Source organism: Streptomyces sp. NPDC006458 (assembly GCF_040612135.1).
Classification (GTDB): Bacteria; Actinomycetota; Actinomycetes; order Streptomycetales; family Streptomycetaceae; genus Streptomyces.
Map to the genome: position 1 here is coordinate 98,344 of NZ_JBEXPR010000018.1, position 24,577 is coordinate 122,920.

Here is a 24,577-nt window from a genome sequence, read left to right on the forward strand (position 1 = left end):
GGTATCACGCCCGATCCGCGACGCGTTCGCCGAGCAGGCCCTGTGGCCTGAAGAGCAGGACGAGGATGAGCAGGGTGAACGCCCACACGTCCTTCCAGGCGCCGCCGCCGAACAGTTCCATGCCGGGGATGTCGCCGACGTAGCCGGTGGCGAGCGACTCGGTGACGCCGAGGACGAGACCGCCCAGCATGGCGCCGTAGATGTTGCCGATTCCGCCGAGGACGGCGGCGGTGAACGCCTTGAGGCCCATCAGGAAGCCCATGCGGAAACCGACCTGGCCGTTCTTCAGGCCGTACGCGACGGCCGCGATGGCGGCGAACGCGGCACCGATGGCGAAGGCCATGACGATGATGCGGTCGGTGTTGACGCCCATGAGCTTGGCGGTGTCGGGGTCCTGGGCGGTGGCCTGCATACCGCGGCCGGAGCGGGTCTTGTTGACGAAAAACCCGAGGGCGACCATGCAGACCGGGGCGGCGATCAGGACGAAGACGTCACCGCGCTGGATGGTCGCGCCGAGGATGTCGAAGGGGTCGCCCTGGAACTGCGGGAAGGGGTGGTCCTTCTTGGCGTCCGGGTACCACATCCACACGGCCTGCTGGAGGACGATGGAGAGGCCGATGGCGGTGATGAGGGGGGCCAGTCGTGGCGCGGTGCGCAGCGGCCGGTAGGCGAACCGTTCCGCCGCGGTCGCGACCGCGACCGAGACGAGGATTCCGCCGATGATCATGAGCGGGACGGCGGCGCCGAGCCCGAAGCCGTCAGGGAGCACAAGCCAGACGGTGAGGGCACCGAAGCCCCCGACCATGAAGATCTCGCCGTGGGCGAAGTTGATGAGCTGGACGATGCCGTAGACCATCGTGTAGCCGATCGCGATGAGTCCGTACATCGCGCCGAGGATGAGTCCATTGGCCAGCTGTTGCGGCAGTTCGTTCACCGCAGGGCCTCCGTGGAGTGGTTCGGATATGGCGCCGCGCGGGAGCGCTGGTGGGCGCTTCCCGCGCGGCCTGGATCAATGTGTGAGTGGGGTCTGTTTACTCGTCCCCCGGTCAGCCCACCTTCGGCTGCCCGCTGAACGCGGGCGCCCACGTGTTGTTCTCGATCTTGTAGGCGGTCATCGTGTGGTTCGTGGTGTCACCGAACTCGTCGAAGGAGATGGCACCGGTGACGCCGTCGAACTTGATCTTGCTCATGTTGTCGAGGACGACCTTGCGGGCGTCGGACGGCAGCTTGCCGTCGTTCCCCTCGACCGCCAGCTTGACGGCCTCGATGATGGCCCAGGTGGCGTCGTAGGTCAGACCGCCGTAGACCTGGTACGGGTCGCTGTAGCCCGCGGCCTTGTAGCCGGCGAGGAACTTCTTGGCCGACTCCAGCTTCTCGACCGGCTCACCGACAGAGGTGCCGAGGTCGCCCGCGGCCTTCTTGTTGAGCTCGGGGTAGTCGGTGGAGACGATGCCGTCGCCGCCCATGAGCGGGATGTTCTGGCCGCTGTCCTTGAGCTGCTGGCTCAGGGGCGCGGCGGCCGGGTACTCGCCGCCGTAGTAGAGGGCCTCGGCGCCGGTCTTCTTGATCTTGGCCACGACGGAGTTGAAGTCGCGGTCGTCGGGGTTGACGTGGTCGGAGCCCACGATCTTGCCGCCGAGCTTGGTGAAGTTCTCCTTGAAGGAGGCGGCCAGGCCCGCGCCGTAGGTCTTCTGGTCGTCGATCAGGTAGACCTTGGTCTTCTTCGCCTGGTTGTACAGGTAGTCGGCGGCGAAGGCGCCCTGGATCTCGTCCGTGGTGGCGGTACGGAAGTAAGTCTTGAACGGACGGACCGAGTTGCCGGTCTTCCAGCCGTCGCCCTGGGTCAGCTCGGTGCCGGTGTTGGCCGGGGAGACCTGGGTGAGGCCTGCGTCGTTGAACGGCTTCTGCATCTGCTGGGAGACGCTGGAGTTCAGCGGGCCGACGACACCGAGGACGTCCTTGTTGCTGATGAACTTCTGGGCGTTCTGCTGGCCGACGGAGGGCTGGGCCTGGTCGTCGAGGGGCTCGATCTTGAACTCGATGCCCTCGACGTACTCCTGCTCGTTGGCCGTCTTGGCCGCGAGGTCGGCGGAGTTCTTGATGCCGAGGCCGAGGGCCGACAGGTCGCCCGTCAGCGGGGCGTCGACGCCGATCACAACAGTGGTCTTGTCTCCGGAGCCACTGTCGCCGCCCTTGTCGTCGCGCGACCCGCAGGCGGTGAGGGTGAGCGATCCCGCCGCGAGCGCTGCGGTGATGGCTATGAGCGAACGTTGACGCACGAGTCAGTCCTTTCCCTGGCACAGCGGTTCCCTGTGGAAGACGCCGAGTCGAGCGCTGGACCGAAGTGCCTTCGAATCCGGTGGCGCGGTGACTGGCCGTGACTCTAGGCGGGTGCACGGAAATGCAGCAGTGGTCTGGCCAAGGCTGTGACTCTCTTGTTATGCCGCGGAGTATCGCAGAGCGCGACACCGTGGGCGGAACGGGCGAATTCTGACCGGTTCGCCGTGTCCGCATAGTGAGAATGTGCAGGGTGCGCGTCCGTGGAAAGCAGTACCGTTCCACTGTTTTGGCACTGACACGCTTTGTTGCCGGAGGCTACTTCAGGCCTGAGAAGGTCGGGGATTATGTCACGTTCGGGTCATTTGGGAGCATCCCTTCGTTGATCGGATTCCGGTTGTCTTGATTGCTTGTGAATTACGGAGGGTTACGGACGAGAAAGGGGGTCCGGCGTTCTGGGACACTTTTCCGCATTCGATCACCGGGTGCGGGAATCCGGGCGGCGAATTCGGCCTCGCTCCGGTGACGGTCCGCGTCCGCGGCTGGTGAGTGCCGGGGCGGAGCGCTCCGAATTTACCGGACGGCGTGTCAGGTCGCTGTCAGCGGTGGACAGTTGGGGTTCCTGGGGAGGTGTTTGCGTCTCGCGGGTGGTGGTGATTCGTGAGGCGCGGGGGTGGGGTGGGCGGGGGTCGGTTGGTCGAGCCGTTGAGCCTTCGAGCCGTTCGAGCCGTTGAGCCGCAGTGGGGCACGGGGCGTGCCGGTGGGGCGCCGGCCGTGTCGGTCGGGTCTGGAGTGTGGGCCGGGACGGTCGGGGGTGGGGTGTGGGCCGTGTGGGTCGGGCCTGGGGTGCCGGGGGCGCGGAACGGGGCGGTCGCTTCGGTCGTGACCACCCCCTTGTCCGGCTCTCGGTGCCGGTCAGGCCTTGGCCCCCACCCGCTCGGCGTCCTTGGGGCCGACGTCGCGCAGCAGACAGGTCAGCCGCGCGCTGCACACGCGCCGCCCCTCCTCGTCGCTGATCACGATCTCGTACGTCGCCGTGGAGCGGCCCCGGTGGATGGGCGTGGCCACGCCGGTGACGAGGCCGGAACGCACACCTCGGTGATGGGTGCAGTTCAGGTCGACACCGACGGCGATCTTCGACACGCCGCCGTGCAGCATCGAGCCGATCGAGCCGAGGGTCTCGGCCAGCACCGCGGAAGCGCCACCGTGCAGCAGGCCGTACGGCTGGGTGTTGCCCTCGACCGGCATGGTGCCGACGACCCGCTCGGCGGACGCTTCCGCGATCTGGACGCCCATACGTGTGCCGAGGTGCCCCGCGGAGAACAGGGCGGGCAGGTCTACGCCGAGGGCCGCGTACTCGTCGAGGACCTCCTGCGGGAACTTCACGTGCTGCTGCTCGCCCATGGGCCCGGCTCCGTTCGTTCGCTCAATACGTCAGACTCGGCTGAGCAAACGCTCAGTCGGTTGCCGATTGTTCCAGACGGACCACGACGGACTTGCTGGCCGGGGTGTTACTGGTGTCCGCGGTGGCGTCGAGGGGGACGAGGACGTTGGTCTCCGGGTAGTAGGCGGCCGCGCAGCCCCGCGCGGTCGGATAGAGCACGACCCGGAAGCCCGGCGCGCGACGCTCCACGCCGTCCCTCCACTCGCTCACCAGGTCCACGTACGCGCCGTCGGCGACACCGAGGGCGCGTGCGTCCTCGGAGTTGACCAGGACCACGCGCCGGCCGCCCCGGATGCCCCGGTAGCGGTCGTCCAGGCCGTAGATCGTGGTGTTGTACTGGTCGTGCGAGCGCAGCGTCTGCAGCAGCAGCCGCCCCTGCGGCAGTTCGGGGAACTCCACCGGCGCGGCGGTGAAGTTGGCCTTGCCGGTGGCGGTGGGGAAGCGGCGCTCGTCGCGTGGGGCGTGCGGCAGGGTGAAGCCGCCGGGCCGGGCCACCCGCGCGTTGAAGTCCTCGAAACCGGGGATCACGCGCGCGATGCGGTCACGGATCGTGGCGTAGTCCTTCTCGAACTCCTCCCACGGAGTGCCCGATCCCTCACCCAGCACCCGCCGCGCCAGTCGGCACACGATTGCCGGCTCCGACAGCAGATGCCGGCCCGCGGGCTCCAGCCGCCCCCGGGAGGCGTGCACCATGCCCATCGAGTCCTCGACGGTCACGAACTGCTCGCCGCCGCCCTGGAGGTCGCGCTCGGTACGGCCCAGCGTCGGCAGGATCAGGGCACGCGCGCCCGTGACGACGTGCGAGCGGTTCAGCTTGGTCGACACATGGACGGTCAGCCGGGCGCGCCGCATGGCCGCCTCGGTGACATCGGTGTCGGGAGAGGCGGAGACGAAGTTGCCGCCCATGGCGAAGAAGACCTTCGCCTCGCCGTCGCGCAGCGCCTGGATGGCACGGACGACGTCGAAGCCGTGCTCGCGCGGCGGCGCGAATCCGAACTCCTTCTCCAGGGCGTCCAGGAAACCGGGCGCGGGTCGCTCGAAGATGCCCATGGTGCGGTCGCCCTGCACGTTGGAGTGGCCGCGCACCGGGCACACACCCGCGCCGGGGCGTCCGATGTTGCCGCGCAGCAGCAGGAAGTTGACCACCTCACGGATGGTCGGCACCGCGTGCTTGTGCTGGGTGAGGCCCATGGCCCAGCACACGATCGTGCGCTTGGACGCCAGCACCATCTCCAGGGCCTGCTCGATCTCCTGCCGCGACAGGCCCGTCGCCGCGAGGGTCTCGTCCCAGTCGGCGGCGCGGGCGGCCTCGGCGAACTCCTCGAAGCCATGGGTGTGATCGCGCACGAACAGCTCGTCGACGGCCCCCTCGGTCTCCAGGATCAGCTTGTTGAGGAGACGGAACAGGGCCTGGTCGCCGCCGATGCGGATCTGCAGGAACAGGTCGGTGAGCGAGGCACCCGTGGTCAGACCCTTGGCGGTCTGGGGGTTCTTGAAGCGCTCCAGGCCCGCCTCGGGCAGCGGGTTGACGCTGATGATCCGCGCGCCGTTCGCCTTCGCCAGCTCCAGGGCGGAGAGCATGCGCGGATGGTTGGTGCCGGGGTTCTGCCCGGCCACGACGATCAGATCGGCCTGGTGCAGGTCCTCCAGCAGGACGCTGCCCTTGCCGATGCCGATGGTCTCGTTGAGCGCCGAGCCGGACGACTCGTGGCACATGTTGGAGCAGTCCGGCAGGTTGTTGGTGCCCAGCTCGCGCGCGAACAGCTGGTAGAGGAAGGCGGCCTCGTTGCTGGTACGGCCCGAGGTGTAGAAGACGGCCTCGTCGGGGGAGCCGAGCGCGGCGATCTCCTCGGCGACGATGTCGAAGGCGCGCTCCCAGGTGACCGGCTCGTAGTGCTCGCCGCCCTCGGGCAGGTACATGGGGTGCGTGAGCCGGCCCTGCTGGCCCAGCCAGTAACCGCTGCGGTTCGCCAGGTCGGCGACGGGGTGCGCGGCGAAGAACTCGGGAGTGACCCGGCGCAGCGTGGCTTCCTCGGCGACGGCCTTCGCGCCGTTCTCGCAGAACTCCATCGCGTGCCGGTGATCCGGCTCGGGCCAGGCGCAGCCCGGGCAGTCGAAGCCGTCCTTCTGGTTGACCCGCAGCAGGGTCAGCGCGGTGCGCTTGACGCCCATCTGCTGCTGCGCGACACGCAGGGTGTGTCCGATGGCCGTGAGCCCCGCCGCCGCGTGCTGCGGCTCCGCGACCTCGGGTGCGTCCTGGACCGGATCGGCGGTGGGCGGCTTCGTTGCCATCGCACGCTCTCCTTCTCCTACGTGTGTGCGGTACCTCTTCGATCCTCGCACGGGGCACCGACGCCCGGCGGCCGCCGGGCGTATGCGGGGTGCGGGCATTGTGTGCGGGGTGTGACGGGTTCTGGGGGCGGTGCCGGACACGGTGACTCTCGGTGCGGTGCGGTGCGGTGCGGTGCGGTGCGGTGCGGTGCGCTGGGGTGCGGTGCGGTGCGGTGCGCTGCCGTGCGGTGCCTGGATGGGGGTTCGCGGTGCCGTGCGGTGCGGTGCCGTGCCCGGGTGGGGGCTCGCGGCTCGGTGCGGCCACGGCGCGCGGCCCTCGGTGCGGTGTCGCCCCGGGGTGGGGGCCGAGTGTCAGTGGGGCGTGGCAGGATCGGGGGCGTGGCAGAGACAGCACCGAAGAAGACCGACAAGACCTCCGGCGACCGTCCGCGGCTGATGCTGATGGACGGGCACTCGCTGGCCTACCGCGCGTTCTTCGCGCTGCCCGCGGAGAACTTCACCACCGCGACCGGCCAGCCGACGAACGCGATCTACGGCTTCGCGTCGATGCTGGCCAACACCCTGCGCGACGAGGCGCCCACGCACTTCGCGGTGGCCTTCGACGTCTCGCGCAAGACCTGGCGCTCGGAGGAGTTCACCGAGTACAAGGCGAACCGCTCCAAGACCCCGGACGAGTTCAAGGGCCAGGTCGAGCTGATCGGCGAGCTGCTCGACGCGATGCACGTGTCCCGGTTCGCGGTCGACGGCTTCGAGGCGGACGACGTCATCGCGACGCTCGCCACGCAGGCCGAGGCCGAGGGCTTCGAGGTGCTGATCGTCACCGGCGACCGCGACTCCTTCCAGCTGGTGTCCGAGCACACCACGGTGCTGTACCCGACCAAGGGTGTCTCCGAGCTGACCCGCTTCACCCCGGAGAAGGTGTTCGAGAAGTACGGCCTGACGCCCGCGCAGTACCCGGACTTCGCCGCGCTGCGCGGCGACCCGTCCGACAACCTCCCCGGCATCCCGGGCGTCGGCGAGAAGACGGCCGCGAAGTGGATCAACCAGTTCGGTTCGTTCGCCGAGCTGGTCGAGCGGGTCGAGGAGGTCAAGGGCAAGGCCGGGCAGAACCTGCGCGACCACCTGGAGGCCGTCAAGCTCAACCGGCGCCTCACCGAGATGGTGCGCACCGTCGAGCTGACCAAGGGCGTCGCCGACCTCGCGCGCCTGCCGTACGACCGCAAGTCCGTCGCGATGGTCCTGGACACCCTGGAGATCCGGAACCCCTCGCTGCGCGAGCGGCTGCTGGCCGTCGACCCGGGCGCCGAGGAGGCCGAGGCCACCCCCGTCGTCGCCGACGGCGTCGAGGTGGAGGGCACTGTACTGGGCACCGGCGAGCTGGCCGGCTGGCTCACCGAGCACGGCAGCGGAGTGCTCGGCGTCGCCACGGTGGGCACCTGGGCGCTGGGCACCGGCTCGGTCGCCGAGATCGCGCTGGCCGCGCCCGACGGGGCCGCCGCCTGGTTCGACCCGTCCCAGCTGGACGAGACCGACGAGCGCACCTGGGCGACCTGGCTCGCGGACGAGGCCCGGCCCAAGATCTTCCACAACGCCAAGGGCGCGATGCGCGTCTTCGCCGAGCACGGCTGGAGCATCGCCGGCGTCGGCATGGACACCGCCCTCGCCGCCTACCTGGTCAAGCCCGGGCGACGCTCCTTCGACCTGGACGCGCTGTCCATGGAGTACCTGCACCGCGAGCTGGCCCCCGCCGCCGCGGCCGACGGACAGCTGGCCTTCGGCGCGGACGACGGCGCCGAGGCCGAGGCGCTGATGATCCAGGCCCGCGCGGTCCTCGACCTCGGCCAGGCCTTCGAGGGCCGGCTGGAGGAGGTCGGCTCCGCCGAGCTGCTGCGCGACATGGAGCTGCCGACCTCGGCGCTGCTCGCCCGGATGGAGCGGCACGGCATCGCGGCCGACCGCGCCCACCTCGAAGCCATGGAGCAGATGTTCGCGGGCGCCGTGCAGCAGGCCGTGAAGGAGGCGCACGCGGCGGCCGGGCACGAGTTCAACCTGGGCTCGCCCAAGCAGCTCCAGGAGGTCCTCTTCGGCGAGCTGGGCCTGCCCAGGACCAAGAAGACCAAGACCGGCTACACCACCGACGCCGACGCGCTGGCCTGGCTCGCGACCCAGACGGACAACGAGCTTCCGGTGATCATGCTGCGCCACCGTGAGCAGGCGAAGCTGCGGGTCACGGTCGAGGGCCTGATCAAGACCATCGCGACGGACGGCCGTATCCACACGACCTTCAACCAGACGGTCGCCGCCACGGGCCGCCTGTCGTCCACCGACCCGAACCTCCAGAACATCCCGGTCCGCACGGACGAGGGCCGGGCGATCCGCCGCGGTTTCGTGGTCGGCGAGGGCTTCGAGTCCCTCATGACGGCCGACTACAGCCAGATCGAGCTGCGCGTGATGGCCCATCTGTCCGAGGACGAGGGCCTGATCGAGGCCTTCACCTCCGGCGAGGACCTGCACACCACCGTGGCCTCCCAGGTGTTCACCGTCGAGCGGTCGGCCGTGGACGCGGAGATGCGCCGCAAGATCAAGGCCATGTCGTACGGCCTGGCCTACGGCCTGTCCGCGTTCGGTCTCTCCCAGCAGCTGAACATCGAGGCCGCCGAGGCGCGCGCCCTGATGGACACCTACTTCGAGCGCTTCGGCGGGGTGCGGGACTATCTGCGCCGGGCCGTCGACGAGGCCCGCGCGACGGGCTACACGGCCACGCTCTTCGGCCGCCGCCGCTATCTGCCCGACCTCAACAGCGACAACCGCCAGCGCCGCGAGGCGGCCGAGCGCATGGCGCTGAACGCCCCGATCCAGGGCACGGCGGCGGACATTGTCAAGATCGCCATGCTCCATGTGGACAAGGCCCTCCGCGAGGCCGGCCTGACGTCCCGCATGCTCCTCCAGGTCCACGACGAAATCGTCCTGGAGATCGCCCCCGGCGAGCGGGCGGCCGTCGAGGAGATCGTCCGCCGCGAGATGGCCACCGCCGTCCATCTCCGCGCCCCGCTGGACGTCTCGGTGGGCGTGGGGCCGGACTGGGAGTCGGCGGCGCACTAACCAACCGGACGCAAGCGGCCGGATGAGACGGCCTCCGGCGGCAACTCGCCGCCGGAGACGCCGGCCGCTGCGGCCGCAGCTCGTGACCGGGTGTGACGGGCGGGCTCCGGTGGCAGCTCGTGACCGCTGCGACAGCCGCGGCCACCGGGCAGCATGTGACCGAGCGTGATGGTCGCTCCGGCGGCAGCGCGGAGCCCCGGCCGGTGCCCTGGCCGCTCCGGAGACAGGCCGGATGCGGCCGACTGCGCGGCGGCGGCACGCAGCCGCGCGGGGTGACCGCTCCAACGGCGCCACAGCCGGACACGGCGCCCCGCGGCCCGGCGGCGAAGCCCCCGCCAGCCCATACCGGGCCCGGCGGCGAAGGCTCCGCCAGCCCAAACCGGGCCCGGCGGCGAAGGCCGCGCCAGCCGCTGCCCGACGGGCGGCGAAGGCCCCGCCAGCCGGTACCTGGCCCGGCGGCCAAGCCCCCGCCAGCCGCTGCCAGACGAGTGGCGAAGCCCCCTCGACGACCGCCGCCCGGCTCGCGGCGCACCCCCGTACCCCCGCAGGGCCGTCACTCGCGTGGCCCCCGCGGAAAAGCAGGTCGGCGTCGTTGGCCGTCAGGATGCGGGCATGGGTATACGCATGCTCGACCGCCGACCGGCCCGAAAGCCGCTCGCGCCGGTCCCGGCCTTCGCCGCCGGGGCAAGCACCGCCCGTATCGTCCACGGCCGTGCCGAGGCCGTCCGTACCGCCGCCGCGGACCTCGGCCGCGCGCTTCGCCGGTGCCGGACTCTCGGGCCGCTCGGCCGATGTCGCCCCCTCGCCGCCTTCGTCCGGACGCCCGGCACGGCCCCGTGGCGGCTGTGGGCCGATCGGGCGGGCGGCTATCTCGCCCTCCTGCTCGCCCTGCTGCCGCGCACCCGCCCGATCGGCACGCTGACCGTGTTCGTCGCCGGGGTGCCCGTCCTCAGCGGGCCGCCGGGCGGCTCAGCTCCCCGCTGGTCAGGTCCGGAGCCGGAGCCGGGCGCCACACCCTGACCGCCAGGGCGTACAGCAGCACCCCGAGCAGCAGTCCGGCGCCCGCCCCGAAGCACAGGGTCGGGATCAGCTCCCACGGCTTCGCGGAGGAACTCCAGTAGGCCCACCACCGCGCCGCCCGCTGGACGGCCGCGCCCAGCGCGCAGCCGCCGATCAGCACACCGGCCGCCCACCTGTCCCTCGCGGACAGCGACGGCACCCCGGCCGGCTCGGCAGCGGGCACGCGCCGCCGCGCCCGTACGACGAACACGAGGATCACCGCGGCGGCGACCGCCGAACCGCCGTACTGCAGGTACCAGTACAGCGGCGAGCCCGCGACCTCCTGTCCCAGCACAGGGAAGAGACGCATCCCCCAGCGGTCGAGGTGGGTGAACGCGTCCCACACGACATGCGTCAGAGCCCCGACGGCCGCGGAGACGTACCACCACGCCGCCGTCGAGGCCCGCAGGCGCGCGCGGGGCGCCCCGCAGCGCAGCAGGGTCGCCGTACGGAGCTGCCTGCGCCGGGGGAGCAGCGCGACGAGCGGTTCACGCACGAGCAGCCAGAGTCCGACCAGACCCCAGGAGATGAGCACGTCCACCGTGAACACCCCGGGGAAGGAGTGCGTGACATCACCGAACCGCATCGCCCCGGACAGTGCGCTCGCCGCGTAATAGGTCAAGTCGGGCGAGAACGAACCCGCGATCAGGGCGGCCGGTACCAGCGCCCCGCGGCCGGTTCCGTCGGTGCGCACGGCGGGCAGCACGGCAGCCGCATGGCTCAAGGTGAACGGCAAGTGCTCCCCCTGTGAAGGTTGTTGGGTCGGGACCGTGTCCGTCGGCCGCCGGAGCAGTTCAGTATGCGCGACCGACGTGCGCGGAACTGTTCTCGACGGAGATCCGGAGAGCGGCCAACGCCACATGGCCAACCGGTGAAAACGGGGCGCGAACAGGTCCCCGGGGCGGGGATGTTGTCGTAGGGTCGCCTGGGCGGCGCACCGGAGCGAGCACCTGATCGGACGTACGAGCAGTCCGATCGGACGCACAGGTCCGGTCGCGCGAATAAACAAAGCGCCGAAATCGGGCGCCGATGCAACCGACCCCGGACGTCGGCAGTCACAACAGGGTGAGGGCAACAAACGGAGGCGGGCGCTCGAGCGTCCACGGGAGGGTTCACTTCATGGCGGCGCAAATCGGCAGGCGTCTGCGCAAGGGGGCGGCGACGACCGCCGTGGCCGCGGCTGCGGTAGCGGCGCTGTCCGCATCCCAGGCTCCGGGAGCGACGGTCGACGGCGAAGGCAGATCGACCACCGCCGACTCGCAGCCGACGCCCGACGTCAGCGCCGACGACAGCGCGACCGGCAACTCCCCCTACTACACGGACCTGCCGCCGCTGAACAGCCCGACCCCCTCGCCCACGACCTCGTCGACGGTCGCGCCGGGCGCCGGTGGGACCGAGTCCGGCATACCCGCCACCGTCCTCGACGCCTACAAGAGGGCGGCCTCCCGGCTGAACGCGTCCAAGCCCGGCTGCAACCTGCCCTGGGAACTCCTCGCCGCCATCGGCAAGGTCGAGTCGGGGCAGGCCCGCGGCGGCCGCGTCGACGCCAACGGCACCACGATCACCCCGATCCTGGGCCCGCAGCTCGACGGCAACGGCTTCGCGCTCATCAAGGACACCGACAACGGCGCCTACGACGGCAACTCGGCCTACGACCAGGCCGTCGGCCCGATGCAGTTCATCCCCTCCACCTGGGCCTGGGCGGGCCAGGACGGCAACGACGACGGTCTCAAGGACCCGAACAACATCTACGACGCCGCGCTCGCCTCCGCCCACTACCTGTGCCGCTTCGGCTGGGACCTGTCGAGCCAGGGCGACCTCGACCGCGCGATCCTCAGCTACAACAACTCCACCGACTACCTCAACACGGTCCTTTCGTGGCTGGAGTACTACCGCAAGGGCGCCCACGAGATCCCGGACGGCACGGGATCGCTGCCCGGCAACCGCAGCGACACCCCGCGCGGCGAGCAGCGCCCGCCGCGCAAGCCGTCGACCCCAACGCCGAGCCCGAGCCCGTCCACGGACAAGCCGGGCCGCGAGCCGCAGCTCCCGATCCCCGGCCGTCCGACGGCCCCGCCCACCGGCACGCCGAGCACGCCCACCGACACCGTGCACCACCTGGAGGACGCGGGCACCGCGGAGCTCACCGCCACGGCCGGCGACGCGTTCGCCGAGACGATCAGCACCAGGGCGGAGACCAGGTCCGGTCAGGCCGTCGGCAAGGTCCGTGTCCGCTTCACCATCACCGGCGACACCGACGCCACGTTCACCGGCGGCGAGAACGTGGCCACGGTCCTCACCGACGCCTCGGGTGTCGCCGTGACGCCCACGCTGCGCGCCGGGGAGAAGACCGGCACCTTCACCGTCCGGGCCACCGTCGTCGGCCGTTCGGTCGCCGGTGTCGACTACACCGCCACGGTCACCGCGCGCACCGCCGACGCCCTCGCCCGGGTCGGTGAGGGCGCGCTGGTCTGCCCGGCGGGCGGCGAGTTCGCCGAGCAGGTGCAGGTGAAGGCGACCTACCGGGGTGCCGCCGCGGACGGCGTCGCCGCCACGGCGACCCTCATCCGGTCGGCCGACGACCCGAGCCAGAACGACAAGGGCCCCTACTTCAAGGACGCCGCCGGCGACGCCGTCCGTACGCTCGATGGTCTCCAGACGGACGCGAACGGCCTGCTGGTGCTGCCGAAGCTGTACGCCGACGACACCGCGGGCACCTTCCTGCTGCGCGTCACCACGGAAGGCGGCGCCACACTCACCGTCGAACTGACGGTGGAGGCGGCCGCGTCGCCGACCCCGACCGAGCCGACGACCGAGACGTCCGCGACGGCGACGCCCTCGGCATCGCCTTCCGCCTGACCCGGCCCTCGCGCGTAGGCCCGCGCCCGCGCGTACGACGTGTTCTCATCTCGCGCGCGTTGCTACGGTGCCCGGATCTGACGGTGAGTCAGTCAAGGTTCCGTCTCCGCCGGGAGGCCCCGCATGCGCGCCCTGATCGCCGCCGCGACCGGTCTCGCCCTCGCGTTCGCCCTCGTCCTCACCCTCACCCTCACGGCCCTCGGCTCACCCACGGGCGGGACATCCCCGAAACCCAAGATGACGACGGTCCCCGCCCACCCCTGACCGCCCCGAGGGAGGCCGAGATGCGCCGTACGTCCGGACTGGTCCTGCTCGCCCTCGCCGTGTTCCTCGCGGCCCTGTCCCCATTGCTGCGCTGGTACGCCTTTCCCCCGACGAGTACTTCGACGCCCAGACGCGCACCTCCGCGCCCATCCACTACAAGGGCGCCCGCAGCTTCCGGGGCCTGGAGGTCTACTTCTTCGAACAGACCGTGCCCTGGCCCGAGGTGCCGTTCCCCAAGGCCATGCCCGTCAAGGGCATCACCCCCGAGTCCGTCGCCGCCACCGGCACCACCCGCTGGTACACCACGGTCCGCAGGTTCTGGGTCGAACCCGTCACCGGCGCCCCCGTCTCGGCGAGGAGATCCACAAGGAGGAGCTGCGGGGCGGCACCCTGCTCGGCGACCGCGACAAGGTGACGGCGTTCGCCGGGCACGTGAAGATGCGAGAGGACTACATCGAGCACACCGTCGACCTGGTCAAGTCCGACCGCGCCCTGCTCCTGCTGCTCACATCCCACCTGCCCCGGGGCTTCCTCACCCTGGGCGCCCTGCTCCTCGCCCTCGCCCTCCGGGTCGAGGCGCGCGGCAGGCGCCCGGCCGGTCCCGCACCGGAAACCGCCTCGACCGCCGAGCCGGTCACCGCCTGAGCGCGGCGTTGGTGCGCCGGGTCGGCTCCGCAGTCGCCGGGTCCTCGGGCCACGGGTGCTTCGGATAGCGGCCGCGCAACTCCGCCCGCACGCCCTTGTAGCCGTCCCGCCAGAAGGAGGCCAGATCGGCCGTCACGGCCGCCGGCCGCCCGGCGGGCGACAGCAGATGCACCAGCACCGGCACTCCGGCGAGTTTCGGCGACTCCTGCAGTCCGAACATCTCCTGGAGCTTGACCGCGAGCACCGGCCGTTCCGGATCGCCGTAGTCGATCCGGATCCTGGACCCGCTCGGTACGGTGATCCGCTCCGGTGCCAGCTCCTCCAGCCGGGCCGCGTCCCCCGAGGCCCAGGGCAGGAGCCTGCCCAGCGCCTCACCGGCGTCGATACGCGCCAGGTCCGCCCGCCGCCGGGCCCGGCCGAACTCCGGCTCCAGCCACTCGTCCACGCGCGCGTGCAGAGCGCCGTCCGAGACGTCCGGCCACGGCTCGCCCAGGTGCAGCCGGAGGAACGCCAGCCGCTGCCGCAGCACCCCGGCATCGGCGGACCAGCGCAGCAGCCCGACCCCCTCCTGCCGCAGCCCGGTCAGCAGAGCCTCCCGGACCAGTGCCGGGTCGGCGTCCCGCAGCGGCCGCGCCGCCAGCTCGATCGCCCCCAGCCGTTCCACGCGGCGTGCGACGACGTCCCCGTCGGCCCAGTGGACCTCCTCCCGCGCGCCGAGCAGCGAGCCCGCGGCGAGCCGGGCGAGGTCCTCGTCGATGACGGCCCCGAGCTGCACCCTCGCGTGCCCCCGGCCCACGGGACGGTCCGCCACGGCTACCGCGATCCACGGGGAGCCACGCAAAGGAGACGCCTCCGAGAGGTCGGCCCGCGTGCCGGAGGCCATGAGATACGACCCGCCGTCGAGCCTGGCCACGCGCTCGGGAAAGGCGAGAGCGGCGATCAGCCCCGCCACCCGGTCGTCACCGCCGAGGGAACGCGCCCCGCCGGTCGCCCGCACGGCGTCACGGCCGCCGGCGAGCGAACCGGCGTCCTCCCCGGCGACGCCCTTCAGCCGCCGGACCTCACGACGCCAGCGCTCCGCGTACGCGTCACCACCACGCCGGGCAGTCCGCAGCGCGGCCGCGAGATCGTCCCCGTACCCGCGCGGTGCCTCCTCGGACAGCAGGGCCACCACCTCGACGCCCGGACCGGACGTGTCCAGCAGTGCCCGCCCCAGCCGGGGATGCAGCCCCAGCCGCGCGAGCCGCAGCCCCCGCTCCGTGGCCCGCCCCGCGGCGTCCACCGCTCCGACCGCCGTCAACGCCGCTCGCGCCGCTGCCATCGCCCCGGCCGGGGGCGGATCGAGGAGCGCCAGCCCCGAGGCGTCCGGATCGCCCCAACAGGCCGTCTGCAGGGCGAACGCCGTCAGGTCGGCCACCTTGATCTCGGGAGAGGGGAACCGGGGCAGCCGCGCGTCCTCGGCCTCCGCCCAGCAGCGGTACACCGCACCGGGCGCCTCACGCCCGGCCCGGCCGGCCCGCTGACGCCCGGCCGCCTGAGAGGCCCGCACCGTCGTCAGCGCGCTCAGCCCGCGCGCGTGGTCCACCCGGGGTTCACGCGCCAGCCCCGAGTCCACGACCACCCGCACCCCGGGCACGGTCAGGGAGGACTCCGCCACCGCCGTGGCCAGCACGACCCGGCGCCGCGCACCGGGCGCCAGCACCGCGTCCTGCACGGCCGCCGGAGCCCGGCCGTGCACCTGGAGCACCTCGACGTCCCCCGGACCGGCCAGCTGCCCGGCCACCCGCGCGATCTCGCCCACGCCCGGCAGGAAACACAGCACGTCCCCTGCCCGCTCGGCCAGCGCCCGCCGTACCGTCGCCGCCACATGTGTCAGCAGCGCCGGATCGACGCGCATGCCGTGCGGGGGCCGTACCGGGCTCGCGGGCGGCGCACAGACCACGTCCACCGGATGCGTGACCCCCCGCGCCTCGACGACCGGCGCGCCGCCCAGCAGCCGCGCCCAGCCCTGCGCGTCGGTCGTCGCCGAAGCCGCCACGAGCCGCAGCTCCGGCCGCAGCGTCTCGCGCACGTCCCACAGGAAAGCGGCCGCCGTGTCCGCGTCGAGATGGCGCTCGTGGCACTCGTCGAGCACCACCGCGTCCACGCCCGTCAGCTCCTGGTCGCGCTGGAGCCGCTGCAACAGCACACCGGTCGTCATGACCTCCACACGCGCGCGTGGCCCCACGACCCGCTCGCCGCGCACGGTGTACCCGACGCTCTCGCCGAGTTTCTCGCCCAGCAGCCACGCCATCCGCCGGGCCGCCGCGCGGGCCGCGATCCGCCGCGGCTCGGCGACGACGACGCGCCGCGCGGGGCCCTCACCGAGGAGCCCCGCCAGGGCGAGCGGCACCAGCGTCGTCTTGCCCGTGCCCGGCGGCGCGACCAGTACGGCCGTACCGCGGGTGTCCAGGGCGTCGTCCAGCTCGGGCAGGGCCGCGCGTACGGGCAGGGCGTCCAGGGCGTTGTAACGGATCACCCGATCAGTGTCGTACGCCCGGGAACGGTCGGTCGATCGGCCTCATGCGCGCACTCGGGCCCTGAACGAAGCTCTCGGCCCGATACGACCCGGCAGCCCTGCACACGCGGTCGCTCCTGTTCGGTTCGCCCGGTACGGCCGTCAGTCCCGTTCGCACACGAAGATGGCCGTACCCGGGATCAGATGACCGCGCAGCGGGGACCAGCCGCCCCACTCGGACGTGTTCCAGGCCGGCCACTCCGGCTCCACCAGGTCCACCAGCCGGAACCGCGCGGCGACGATGTCCCGCACGCGGTCGCCGACCGTCCGGTGGTGCTCGACGTAGACCGCGCCGCCGTCCTCGTCCTGCTCGACGTAGGGCGTGCGGTCGAAGTAGGACGCGGACACGCTCAGCCCCTCCGGGCCGGGCTCGTCCGGGAAGGCCCAGCGGATCGGGTGGGTCACCGAGAAGACGAACCGGCCCCCGGGGCGCAGGACGCGACGGACCTCCCGCAGCACCTGCACCGGGTCGGCGACGAAGGGCAGCGCCCCGTACGCCGAGCACGCCAGGTCGAAGGAGGCGTCCGCGAAGGGCAGGGCGCCGGCGTCGGCGCACACCAGAGGGAACGTTCCGCCGATGCGCAGCGCGTGCTGGAGCTGGCGATGGGACAGGTCCAGCGCGACCGGGCGGGCGCCCTGCTCGGCCAGCCAGCGCGAGCACTGGGCCGCGCCGGCGCCGATCTCCAGGACGTCCTTTCCCTTCAGCTCCTCCAGCGGGCCCAGCAGCTCCGCCCCCACCTCGTCCAGGCCCTCGGGACCCCATACGAAGCGGTCGTCCCCGAGGAACGTCCCGTGCTCGATCTGGTACTCGTCGGCGTTGCGGTCCCACCAGCCGCGGTTCGCGCGGGAACTCTCCGCCGCCCCGGCCTCGCGCCGGGTGGCCTCCGGCTCGGCCGTGGGCTCGGCAGACACGGACTCTTGGATGATCGGCTCCCTCGTCGTACTCTTCCGTCCAACCCGTTCCGGGAGCGTCACGACAAGGCGCGCCCCGAGCTCCGTGTGGCCTCAGAAGACAGGATTTGTGCCGGGTATGCGGTGTTCCGCCCTGGGTGTGCGCCTTCGCGCATTGACCCTGCCCGGCTGCCCCCGTATGCTACAAGTTGCGCTGCGGGCCTGCGCGCCTCAGACGTAGCAGGCTGCGCTCGCATCTGTTGTATGTCCCCTCGGTTGTCGAGGCGTTTCACCGGTTTGTCCAGGTGGGGCGCTTTCTAAGCTGTCCGGCTTCTACAGAGCGAAACAGGCTCCGGCGTAGCAGTACCTACGACTTCAATGTCCGTACCGGAGCCCTTTCCCACATGACGAGCAGCACCGAGACCACCGCCACCACCCCGCAGGTTGCGGTCAACGACATCGGTAACGAGGAAGCCTTCCTCGCCGCGATCGACGAGACGATCAAGTACTTCAACGACGGCGACATCGTCGACGGCGTCATCGTGAAGGTCGACCGGGACGAGGTCCTGCTCGACATCGGTTACAAGACCGAAGGTGTCATCCCGAGCCGCGAGCTCTCGATCAAGCACGACGTCGACCCCAACGAGGTCGTCGCCGTCGGTGACGAGATCGAGGCCCTCGTCCTCCAGAAGGAGGACAAGGAAGGCCGCCTGATCCTCTCGAAGAAGCGCGCCCAGTACGAGCGTGCCTGGGGCACCATCGAGAAGATCAAGGAAGAGGACGGCATCGTCACCGGTACCGTCATCGAGGTCGTCAAGGGTGGCCTCATCCTCGACATCGGCCTCCGCGGCTTCCTCCCGGCCTCCCTGGTCGAGATGCGCCGTGTTCGCGACCTCCAGCCGTACGTCGGCAAGGAGCTCGAGGCGAAGATCATCGAGCTGGACAAGAACCGCAACAACGTGGTCCTGTCCCGCCGCGCCTGGCTCGAGCAGACCCAGTCCGAGGTCCGCCAGACGTTCCTCACCACCCTGCAGAAGGGTCAGGTCCGTTCCGGCGTCGTCTCCTCGATCGTCAACTTCGGTGCCTTCGTGGACCTGGGTGGCGTCGACGGTCTGGTCCACGTCTCCGAACTGTCCTGGAAGCACATCGACCACCCGTCCGAGGTTGTCGAGGTCGGCCAGGAAGTCACCGTCGAGGTTCTCGACGTCGACATGGACCGCGAGCGTGTCTCCCTGTCGCTGAAGGCGACCCAGGAAGACCCGTGGCAGCAGTTCGCCCGCACCCACCAGATCGGCCAGGTCGTGCCCGGCAAGGTCACGAAGCTGGTTCCGTTCGGTGCGTTCGTCCGCGTGGACGAGGGCATCGAGGGTCTGGTCCACATCTCCGAGCTGGCCGAGCGCCACGTGGAGATCCCGGAGCAGGTCGTCCAGGTCAACGACGAGATCTTCGTCAAGGTCATCGACATCGACCTCGAGCGTCGTCGCATCAGCCTCTCGCTGAAGCAGGCCAACGAGGCCTTCGGTGCCGACCCGGCCACGGTCGAGTTCGACCCGACCCTGTACGGCATGGCCGCGTCCTACGACGACCAGGGCAACTACATCTACCCCGAGGGCTTCGACCCCGAGACCAACGACTGGCTCGAGGGCTACGAGACCCAGCGCGAGGCGTGGGAGCACCAGTACGCCGAGGCGCAGACCCGCTTCGAGCAGCACCAGCAGCAGGTCATCAAGTCCCGCGAGGCGGACGCCGCTGCCGCCGCCGAGGGCGGCGACTCCGCCGGTGCGGCTCCGGCCGCGGGTGGCGGTTCGTACTCCTCCGAGGGTGGCGACAACTCCGGCGCCCTGGCGTCGGACGAGGCGCTGGCTGCCCTGCGCGAGAAGCTGGCGGGCGGCCAGAGCTGAACGCTCTCCGCTGAGGCCTAGCCTCTGATTCGAGGGGCCGCACCTTTTGAGGTGCGGCCCCTTGGTCGTGTTCTGACCCGGTCCCGTTCTGCTCTCGGTGGCCGTTCGTCCATGGCTCGTCCGCGGTTGGGCGCCCAGTTCCCCCGCCTGCCGGGGCGTTGCCCAGCCCCGGCTTTCATGGTCAGGGGAATGCGCACACGCTGTGCCTTGTTGTTCACGAGGACACGAGGAGGAGCGGTCACTGTGCTTGATCCGCAGGGTTTGTACACGTGGGAGCCGAAGGGCCTGGCCGTCGTCGACATGGCGCTCGCCCAGGAGTCCGCCGGCCTTGTCATGCTCTACCACTTCGACGGATACATCGACGCGGGCGAGACCGGCGACCAGATCGTCGACCGGCTCCTCGACTCGCTGACCCACCAGGTCGTCGCGAGCTTCGACCACGACCGGCTCGTGGACTACCGGGCCCGTCGCCCGCTGCTCACCTTCCGGCGCGACCGCTGGACCGCGTACGAGGAACCGAGCATCGTCGTACGGCTCGTCCAGGACGCCACCGGTGCGCCCTTCCTGCTGTTGTCCGGCCCCGAGCCGGACGTCGAGTGGGAGCGTTTCGCGGCAGCCGTCGAGCAGATCGTGGAGCGGCTCGGCGTCCGCCTCGCCGTGAACTTCCACGGCATCCCCATGGGCGTGCCGCACACCCGCCCCGTCGGCCTCACCCCGCACGGCAACCGCGTCGACCTGGTCCCCGGCCACCGCAGCCCCTTCGACGAGGCCCAGGTGCCGGGCAGCGCCGAGTCGCTCGTCGAGTACCGCCTCATGGAGGCCGGCCACGACGTCCTCGGCGTCGCCGCCCATGTCCCGCACTACATCGCCCGCTCCGCCTACCCGGACGCCGCCCTGACCGTCCTGGAGGCCATCACGGCCGCCACCGGACTGGTCCTGCCGGGCATCGCCCACGCGCTGCGCACGGACGCCCAGGTCACCCAGACCGAGATCGACCGGCAGATCAGGGAGGGCGACGAGGAGCTCACCGCGCTCGTCCAGGGCCTTGAGCACCAGTACGACGCCGTCGCGGGCGCGGAGACCCGCGGCAACATGCTCGCCGAACCGGCCGACATCCCGTCGGCCGACGAGATCGGCCGCGAGTTCGAGAAGTTCCTGGCGGAGAGGGAGGGCGACGCCTGAGGCCGGCTGGACCGACGGCGATCGGTGAAGCCGGGGGACCTATGACGCCCTTGACGCTCGGTGAACCCGGCCGGACCGACGGCGCCCTGCGTGGCGCTCGGTAACCCGGCCGGACCGATGACCCCCCGTGGCGTTTGGCGAACCCGGCGGGACCGACGGCGCCCTGCGTGGCGCTCGGTAACCCGGCCGGACCGATGACCCCCCGTGGCGTTTGGCGAACCCGGCGGGACCGACGGCGCCCTGTGTGGCGCTCGGTAACCCGGCCGGACCGATGACCCCCCGTGGCGTTTGGCGAACCCGGCCGCCAGGTGAGTGCGGCCGGACCCCGCAGGGCTCGTGTCGGTGGCAGGCCCTAAGCTTCGGCTCATGCTGACAGTGGGTCTGACCGGCGGCATCGGCGCCGGCAAGAGCGAGGTGTCGCGGCTGCTCGTCGAGTGCGGGGCCGTGCTGATCGACGCGGACCGCATCGCGCGCGAGGTCGTCGAGCCCGGGACGCCCGGACTCGCCGCCGTGGTCGAAGCCTTCGGCAAGGAAGTGCTCGCCGAGGACGGCAGCCTCGACCGGCCCAAGCTGGGCTCGATCGTGTTCGGCGACCCGGAGAAGCTCGCCCTGCTCAACTCCCTCGTCCACCCCCTCGTCGGCGCGCGTTCCCGCGAACTGGAGGACGCCGCGCCCGAGGACGCCGTCGTCGTCCACGATGTGCCCCTGCTCACCGAGAACGGCCTGGCCGGGCGCTACGACCTGGTGATCGTCGTCGACGTCGCTCCCGAGACACAGCTCGACCGGCTGGTGCGCCTGCGCGGCATGGCCGAGGAGGACGCACGCGCGCGCATGGCCGCGCAGGCCACCCGCGACCAGCGCCGGGAGATCGCCGACATCGTCATCGACAACGACGTGCCGCTTCCCGAGCTCCGTCGCCGGGTACACGAAGTGTGGGAGGACCTCGCGGAGCGTGCCCGCGACCGCTCCGGCCGCTCCTGAGCCGTCCGAGGGGCGGGTGCGAGCCGCCCCGAGGGGCCCGTGGCGGTGAGGCGGAGAAGGGCGGGGAATAGCGTTGTCCGCTGCGGGCGTTGGAACGATCCAGCGTGGGAAGGACTCTGCCGTGCCCGAGACCAGCGGTTCGACCGGACGTACTCCGGAGACGCATGTCATCGACTTCCGTGCCGCGGAGCAGCTGCTCGCCGCACGGGACCCCGGCGGCGCGGTGAAGCTGCTCGACCGGGTCATCGCCGAGCATCCGGAGAACACCGCCGCCCGGCTGCTGCGGGCACGCGCCTTCTTCGCGCGAGCCCAACTGCGCTCCGCCGAGCTTGAGTTCAGCATCGTCCTGGAGCGCGAGCCCGACAACGCCTTCGCCCATTTCGCGCTCGCCCGTACCTACGAGCGCCAGGGGCGCCCCGACGTCGCCAAGCGCCACTTCCGCCTGGCGGCCGCGCTCGACCCGAACCCCGAGTACGTGAAGGCGGCACGCTTCGACACGTGACTTCCGCTCACCGACCGCCGCCGTTGGGCGGCCGGTACGGCGGAACATCAGGGCCCGGCTGATAGTGCGGGCCCTGTCGTATGTGCCGCAGTACGACGGTCAGGTCGACGGTGGCCACCAGCCACAGCAGGCCGCACGCCACCGCCCAGCCGATCCGGTCGACCAGCGCGAACGCGGCCGTACCGAAGATCGCCCAGGCCACACCCCACACGCTCAGCCAGAACCGCATCCGCAGGGCACTGCGCGCGGTCACCGGTTCACTGCCCGTACGCATAGCTGTCGTCACTCCTGGTTGAAACGTACTCCCGCCACAGGGGTTCTCCAAGGCGTGGCGGGAGGAGCGGAGGACGGAGCCGGCAGGCCTGGCGCGCCGGGTCTCGCCGGGTCTCGCCGGGTCTCGCCGGGTCTCGGGCGGACCGTGCCGAGGGCGGAAGGGTTGCCCCGGCCGGCCGCGCTCACACGAAGGAGTGAAGGTGTGCGAGGGGGGAACGGTCGTGCGGACGCGGGCCGTTGGACGGGCATGAGGCTGGAAATGCGAGAAGGGTACGAAGGTACGGGACCGGGTGCGATCACCCCTGACGGCTGCGCGGTGGAGCTCTACTCCCGGCTGCCGGCCGGCGACGAGCCGGACGTCATCACCGCGGCCGTCCCGCCGGGCGCGAGCATCCTGGAGCTGGGCAGCGGGGTGGGACGCATGACGCACCCCCTGCTGGAGCGCGGCTTCGCGGTCACCGCGGTGGACGAGTCACCGGACATGCTCGCCCGCGTCCGCGGCGCCCGCACGATATGCGGCGCCATCGAGGACCTCGACCTGGGCGAGACCTTCGACGTGGTGACGCTCGCGTCGTTCCTCGTCCATGCCGGGGACGCCGAGGTGAGACGGGGCATGCTGCGCACCTGCGCCCGGCACGTCGCCGACGGCGGCTGCGTGCTCATCCAGCGGGAAGGGGCGGACTACCACACCGATCTGCCGCGCGAGCGAGTCGACCCCAGCGGCTTCACCGTGCGGATCGTGTCCGCCGACCCGGTCGGTGACGGAGTCGACTCGGTCCGCGCCGAGTACGAGTTCCCGGACGCCGTGTGGACCCAGACCTTCCTGTCGCGGTCCCTGACCAAGGAGCAGTTCGAGGAGGCGCTGGGGGAGGCGGGACTGCGAGTGGACAAGTACCTGACGCCGGACGGGATATGGGTGCGCGCGGTGCGAGTGGACCGGGAGGCGGGAGAGCAGGGCGTCTAAGGGGCCGCGTGGGGAAGCGGGTTGGGCGTCGGAGGGGGAGAGGGTGCGGAGAAAGTTGCCTGGAGGGCGATGAGTTCGGGCAGGCGTGCGGGTCTATCCCTGTGACAACACCCCAGACCGTTGCGCACAGGAGAACCCCATGTCCGAGACCACCGCTCCCGTCACCGCCGCTGCTTCCGCCGTCTCCGTCACCAGCGGCACGACCGTCGCCGAGTCCGCCATCGCACGCGGCCGACGGGCCCGGATCGCGCTGCGCGGCTTCCAGATCGTGTTCGCGCTGTTCTTCGGGATCGCGAGCGCGCTGCCCAAGCTCGTCGGTCACTCGTCCGCGACCGAGATCTTCGACCGGATGGGCTGGAGCAGCGCGGGCATGTACACCGTCGGCGCGCTGGAGCTGGCCGGTGCGATCGCGTTGTTGGTGCCGGTGCTCCAGTCGGTGGCGGCTATGGCGCTGAGTGGCCTGATGGTCGGGGCGTTCTACTTCCAGATGACCGCGTTCGACGGAGAGAACGCGGCCACGCCGCTCATCCTCATCGTGCCGCTCGCGCTGATCGCCTGGGCCCGGCGTGGTCACAACGCCGAGCTGCTGCGGCTGGTTCGACGGGGCAAATGACGCGAGGGGAGCCGGGGCAGGGCGGTCGGTCCGGGGCGGACGCGGCGCGTTGCGCGAGGGGTACCGAGCTCGGAGCGTCCCCTTCCCGCCAGGTCCCACCCGGAGGGCACCGCCGCTGCCGTCCGGACTCACCCCGCGGGCGTCACTGCTCTCGGGGTGAGCGGCCTCCTGGGAGGAAGCCCAGTCCGCCGTTTCCGCGTAGTCGTTCCAGCTCGCGGCGGTCCCGCTTGGTGGGGCGGCCCGCACCGCGGTCGCGGATGCCGGCCGGGGCGACGGCCTCGCGGGGCGGCGGGGGCGGGCTGTTGTCTACATAGCACTGGACCGCGATTGGGGCGCCGACCCGCTTGCGGATCAGACGCTTGACGATGACGATCCGCTCGCGGCCCTCGTGCAGGACGCGCACCTCGTCGCCCACGCGCAGGGAGTGCGCGGGCTTGACCCGCTCGCCGTTCACCCTGACGTGGCCGCCCTTGCAGGCAGTGGCGCCGACGGACCGGGTCTTGACCAGCCGCACGGACCAGATCCAGCTGTCGACCCGCACGCTCTCGCCGCCGGCCGGCCCGGCCGCCTCGGCCGCGGCCACCGCGGCAGCGACCTTCGGGTCGGGCTGCGGGGCGCCGCCGTCGGCACCGGGGGGCTGGATGTCGTCCGCGTCCTGGGAGGCCATGGCATCGACCTTAGCTCGACGAGAGGAGAGACCTGGACTTGTTTTCCGAGGCCGCCCTGACAGCGGGGGGAAGGGGTGAGCGCAAGGGGCCGGAGCCGCTCGTC

19 protein-coding genes and 1 pseudogene are annotated in these 24,577 nt (G+C 71.5%); 11 read left to right on the forward strand and 9 right to left on the reverse strand.

Features of this window, described 5'->3' with window-relative positions; genetic code table 11:
- Window positions 1-4: 4 nt before the first annotated feature.
- The 4 genes from ABZZ79_RS24265 to ABZZ79_RS24280 form a co-directional block, all read right to left on the reverse strand.
- Window positions 5-934, reverse strand: a complete 930-nt coding sequence (locus ABZZ79_RS24265) for a branched-chain amino acid ABC transporter permease (RefSeq protein WP_356691933.1) — start codon at window positions 932-934, stop codon at window positions 5-7.
- Between the two features lie 112 nt (window positions 935-1,046).
- Window positions 1,047-2,279 (reverse strand): branched-chain amino acid ABC transporter substrate-binding protein, encoded by a 1,233-nt coding sequence (locus ABZZ79_RS24270; RefSeq protein ID WP_356691935.1) that lies wholly within the window; start codon window positions 2,277-2,279, stop codon window positions 1,047-1,049.
- Between the two features lie 913 nt (window positions 2,280-3,192).
- Window positions 3,193-3,681: a hotdog fold thioesterase gene (locus ABZZ79_RS24275; protein WP_356691937.1), complete on the reverse strand. Its 489-nt coding sequence runs from the start codon at window positions 3,679-3,681 to the stop codon at window positions 3,193-3,195.
- Window positions 3,682-3,733: 52 nt separating this feature from the next.
- Window positions 3,734-6,013 (reverse strand): FdhF/YdeP family oxidoreductase, encoded by a 2,280-nt coding sequence (locus tag ABZZ79_RS24280; protein WP_356691939.1) that lies wholly within the window; start codon window positions 6,011-6,013, stop codon window positions 3,734-3,736.
- A gap of 378 nt (window positions 6,014-6,391) precedes the next feature.
- On the opposite strand from ABZZ79_RS24280, the gene polA reads away from it, so the two are divergent.
- Together polA and ABZZ79_RS24290 are read left to right on the forward strand one after the other, a co-directional pair.
- Entirely contained in the window at window positions 6,392-9,115 is a 2,724-nt protein-coding gene (gene polA / locus ABZZ79_RS24285) for a DNA polymerase I (protein WP_356691941.1), read from the forward strand.
- Between the two features lie 612 nt (window positions 9,116-9,727).
- Window positions 9,728-10,135, forward strand: coding sequence for a hypothetical protein (locus ABZZ79_RS24290; RefSeq protein WP_356691943.1), 408 nt, complete (start codon window positions 9,728-9,730; stop codon window positions 10,133-10,135).
- Here the strand turns inward: ABZZ79_RS24290 and ABZZ79_RS24295 are convergent.
- On the reverse strand, window positions 10,065-10,910 hold the full coding sequence (locus ABZZ79_RS24295; protein WP_356691945.1) for a DUF4184 family protein: 846 nt from the start codon (window positions 10,908-10,910) through the stop codon (window positions 10,065-10,067). The genes ABZZ79_RS24290 and ABZZ79_RS24295 overlap by 71 nt on opposite strands.
- A 383-nt stretch (window positions 10,911-11,293) precedes the next feature.
- Here ABZZ79_RS24295 and ABZZ79_RS24300 point away from each other — a divergent pair, with 383 nt between their 5' ends.
- The 3 genes and pseudogenes from ABZZ79_RS24300 to ABZZ79_RS24310 form a co-directional block, all read left to right on the forward strand.
- Window positions 11,294-13,033, forward strand: a complete 1,740-nt coding sequence (locus ABZZ79_RS24300; protein ID WP_356691947.1) for a lytic murein transglycosylase — start codon at window positions 11,294-11,296, stop codon at window positions 13,031-13,033.
- 123 nt (window positions 13,034-13,156) lie between these two features.
- Complete coding sequence (locus tag ABZZ79_RS24305; RefSeq protein ID WP_356691949.1) at window positions 13,157-13,297, forward strand: SPW_0924 family protein; 141 nt, start codon at window positions 13,157-13,159, stop codon at window positions 13,295-13,297.
- Between the two features lie 112 nt (window positions 13,298-13,409).
- A pseudogene (locus tag ABZZ79_RS24310) lies at window positions 13,410-13,942 on the forward strand (porin PorA family protein); the annotation flags it as partial.
- Here the strand turns inward: ABZZ79_RS24310 and hrpB are convergent.
- Both hrpB and ABZZ79_RS24320 read right to left on the reverse strand, forming a co-directional pair.
- Entirely contained in the window at window positions 13,932-16,460 is a 2,529-nt protein-coding gene (gene hrpB, locus ABZZ79_RS24315) for an ATP-dependent helicase HrpB (protein WP_356691951.1), read from the reverse strand. The pseudogene ABZZ79_RS24310 and the gene hrpB sit on opposite strands and share 11 nt — an antisense overlap.
- Before the next feature lie 141 nt (window positions 16,461-16,601).
- Window positions 16,602-17,411: a class I SAM-dependent methyltransferase gene (locus tag ABZZ79_RS24320; protein WP_356691953.1), complete on the reverse strand. Its 810-nt coding sequence runs from the start codon at window positions 17,409-17,411 to the stop codon at window positions 16,602-16,604.
- Between the two features lie 383 nt (window positions 17,412-17,794).
- On the opposite strand from ABZZ79_RS24320, the gene rpsA reads away from it, so the two are divergent.
- The 4 genes from rpsA to ABZZ79_RS24340 all read left to right on the forward strand — a co-directional run bounded on the left by rpsA (window position 17,795) and on the right by ABZZ79_RS24340 (window position 21,956).
- The gene (gene rpsA / locus ABZZ79_RS24325) at window positions 17,795-19,291 is read left to right on the forward strand and encodes a 30S ribosomal protein S1 (protein ID WP_356691955.1); all 1,497 of its coding nucleotides are present in this window, start codon (window positions 17,795-17,797) and stop codon (window positions 19,289-19,291) included.
- A gap of 243 nt (window positions 19,292-19,534) precedes the next feature.
- Window positions 19,535-20,473: a PAC2 family protein gene (locus ABZZ79_RS24330; RefSeq protein ID WP_356691957.1), complete on the forward strand. Its 939-nt coding sequence runs from the start codon at window positions 19,535-19,537 to the stop codon at window positions 20,471-20,473.
- A 366-nt stretch (window positions 20,474-20,839) separates the two neighbouring features.
- Window positions 20,840-21,454, forward strand: coding sequence for a dephospho-CoA kinase (gene coaE / locus ABZZ79_RS24335; protein WP_356691959.1), 615 nt, complete (start codon window positions 20,840-20,842; stop codon window positions 21,452-21,454).
- Between the two features lie 121 nt (window positions 21,455-21,575).
- Window positions 21,576-21,956 carry a tetratricopeptide repeat protein gene (locus tag ABZZ79_RS24340; protein ID WP_356691961.1) on the forward strand — a complete coding sequence of 127 codons (381 nt, stop codon included), beginning with the start codon at window positions 21,576-21,578 and terminating at the stop codon, window positions 21,954-21,956.
- Between the two features lie 7 nt (window positions 21,957-21,963).
- Here the strand turns inward: ABZZ79_RS24340 and ABZZ79_RS24345 are convergent, their stop codons facing one another.
- Entirely contained in the window at window positions 21,964-22,230 is a 267-nt protein-coding gene (locus tag ABZZ79_RS24345) for a DUF6343 family protein (RefSeq protein ID WP_356691963.1), read from the reverse strand.
- Between the two features lie 258 nt (window positions 22,231-22,488).
- Between ABZZ79_RS24345 and ABZZ79_RS24350 the strand changes: the two genes are divergently transcribed.
- Complete coding sequence (locus ABZZ79_RS24350) at window positions 22,489-23,193, forward strand: class I SAM-dependent methyltransferase (RefSeq protein WP_356691965.1); 705 nt, start codon at window positions 22,489-22,491, stop codon at window positions 23,191-23,193.
- Window positions 23,194-23,332: 139 nt separating this feature from the next.
- Window positions 23,333-23,806, forward strand: a complete 474-nt coding sequence (locus ABZZ79_RS24355; protein ID WP_356691967.1) for a DoxX family protein — start codon at window positions 23,333-23,335, stop codon at window positions 23,804-23,806.
- Between the two features lie 142 nt (window positions 23,807-23,948).
- On the opposite strand, the gene ABZZ79_RS24360 is transcribed toward ABZZ79_RS24355, so the two are convergent.
- A complete protein-coding gene (locus ABZZ79_RS24360; protein ID WP_356691969.1) occupies window positions 23,949-24,473 on the reverse strand; it encodes an RNA-binding S4 domain-containing protein in 525 nt (174 codons plus the stop codon).
- Window positions 24,474-24,577: the final 104 nt, after the last annotated feature.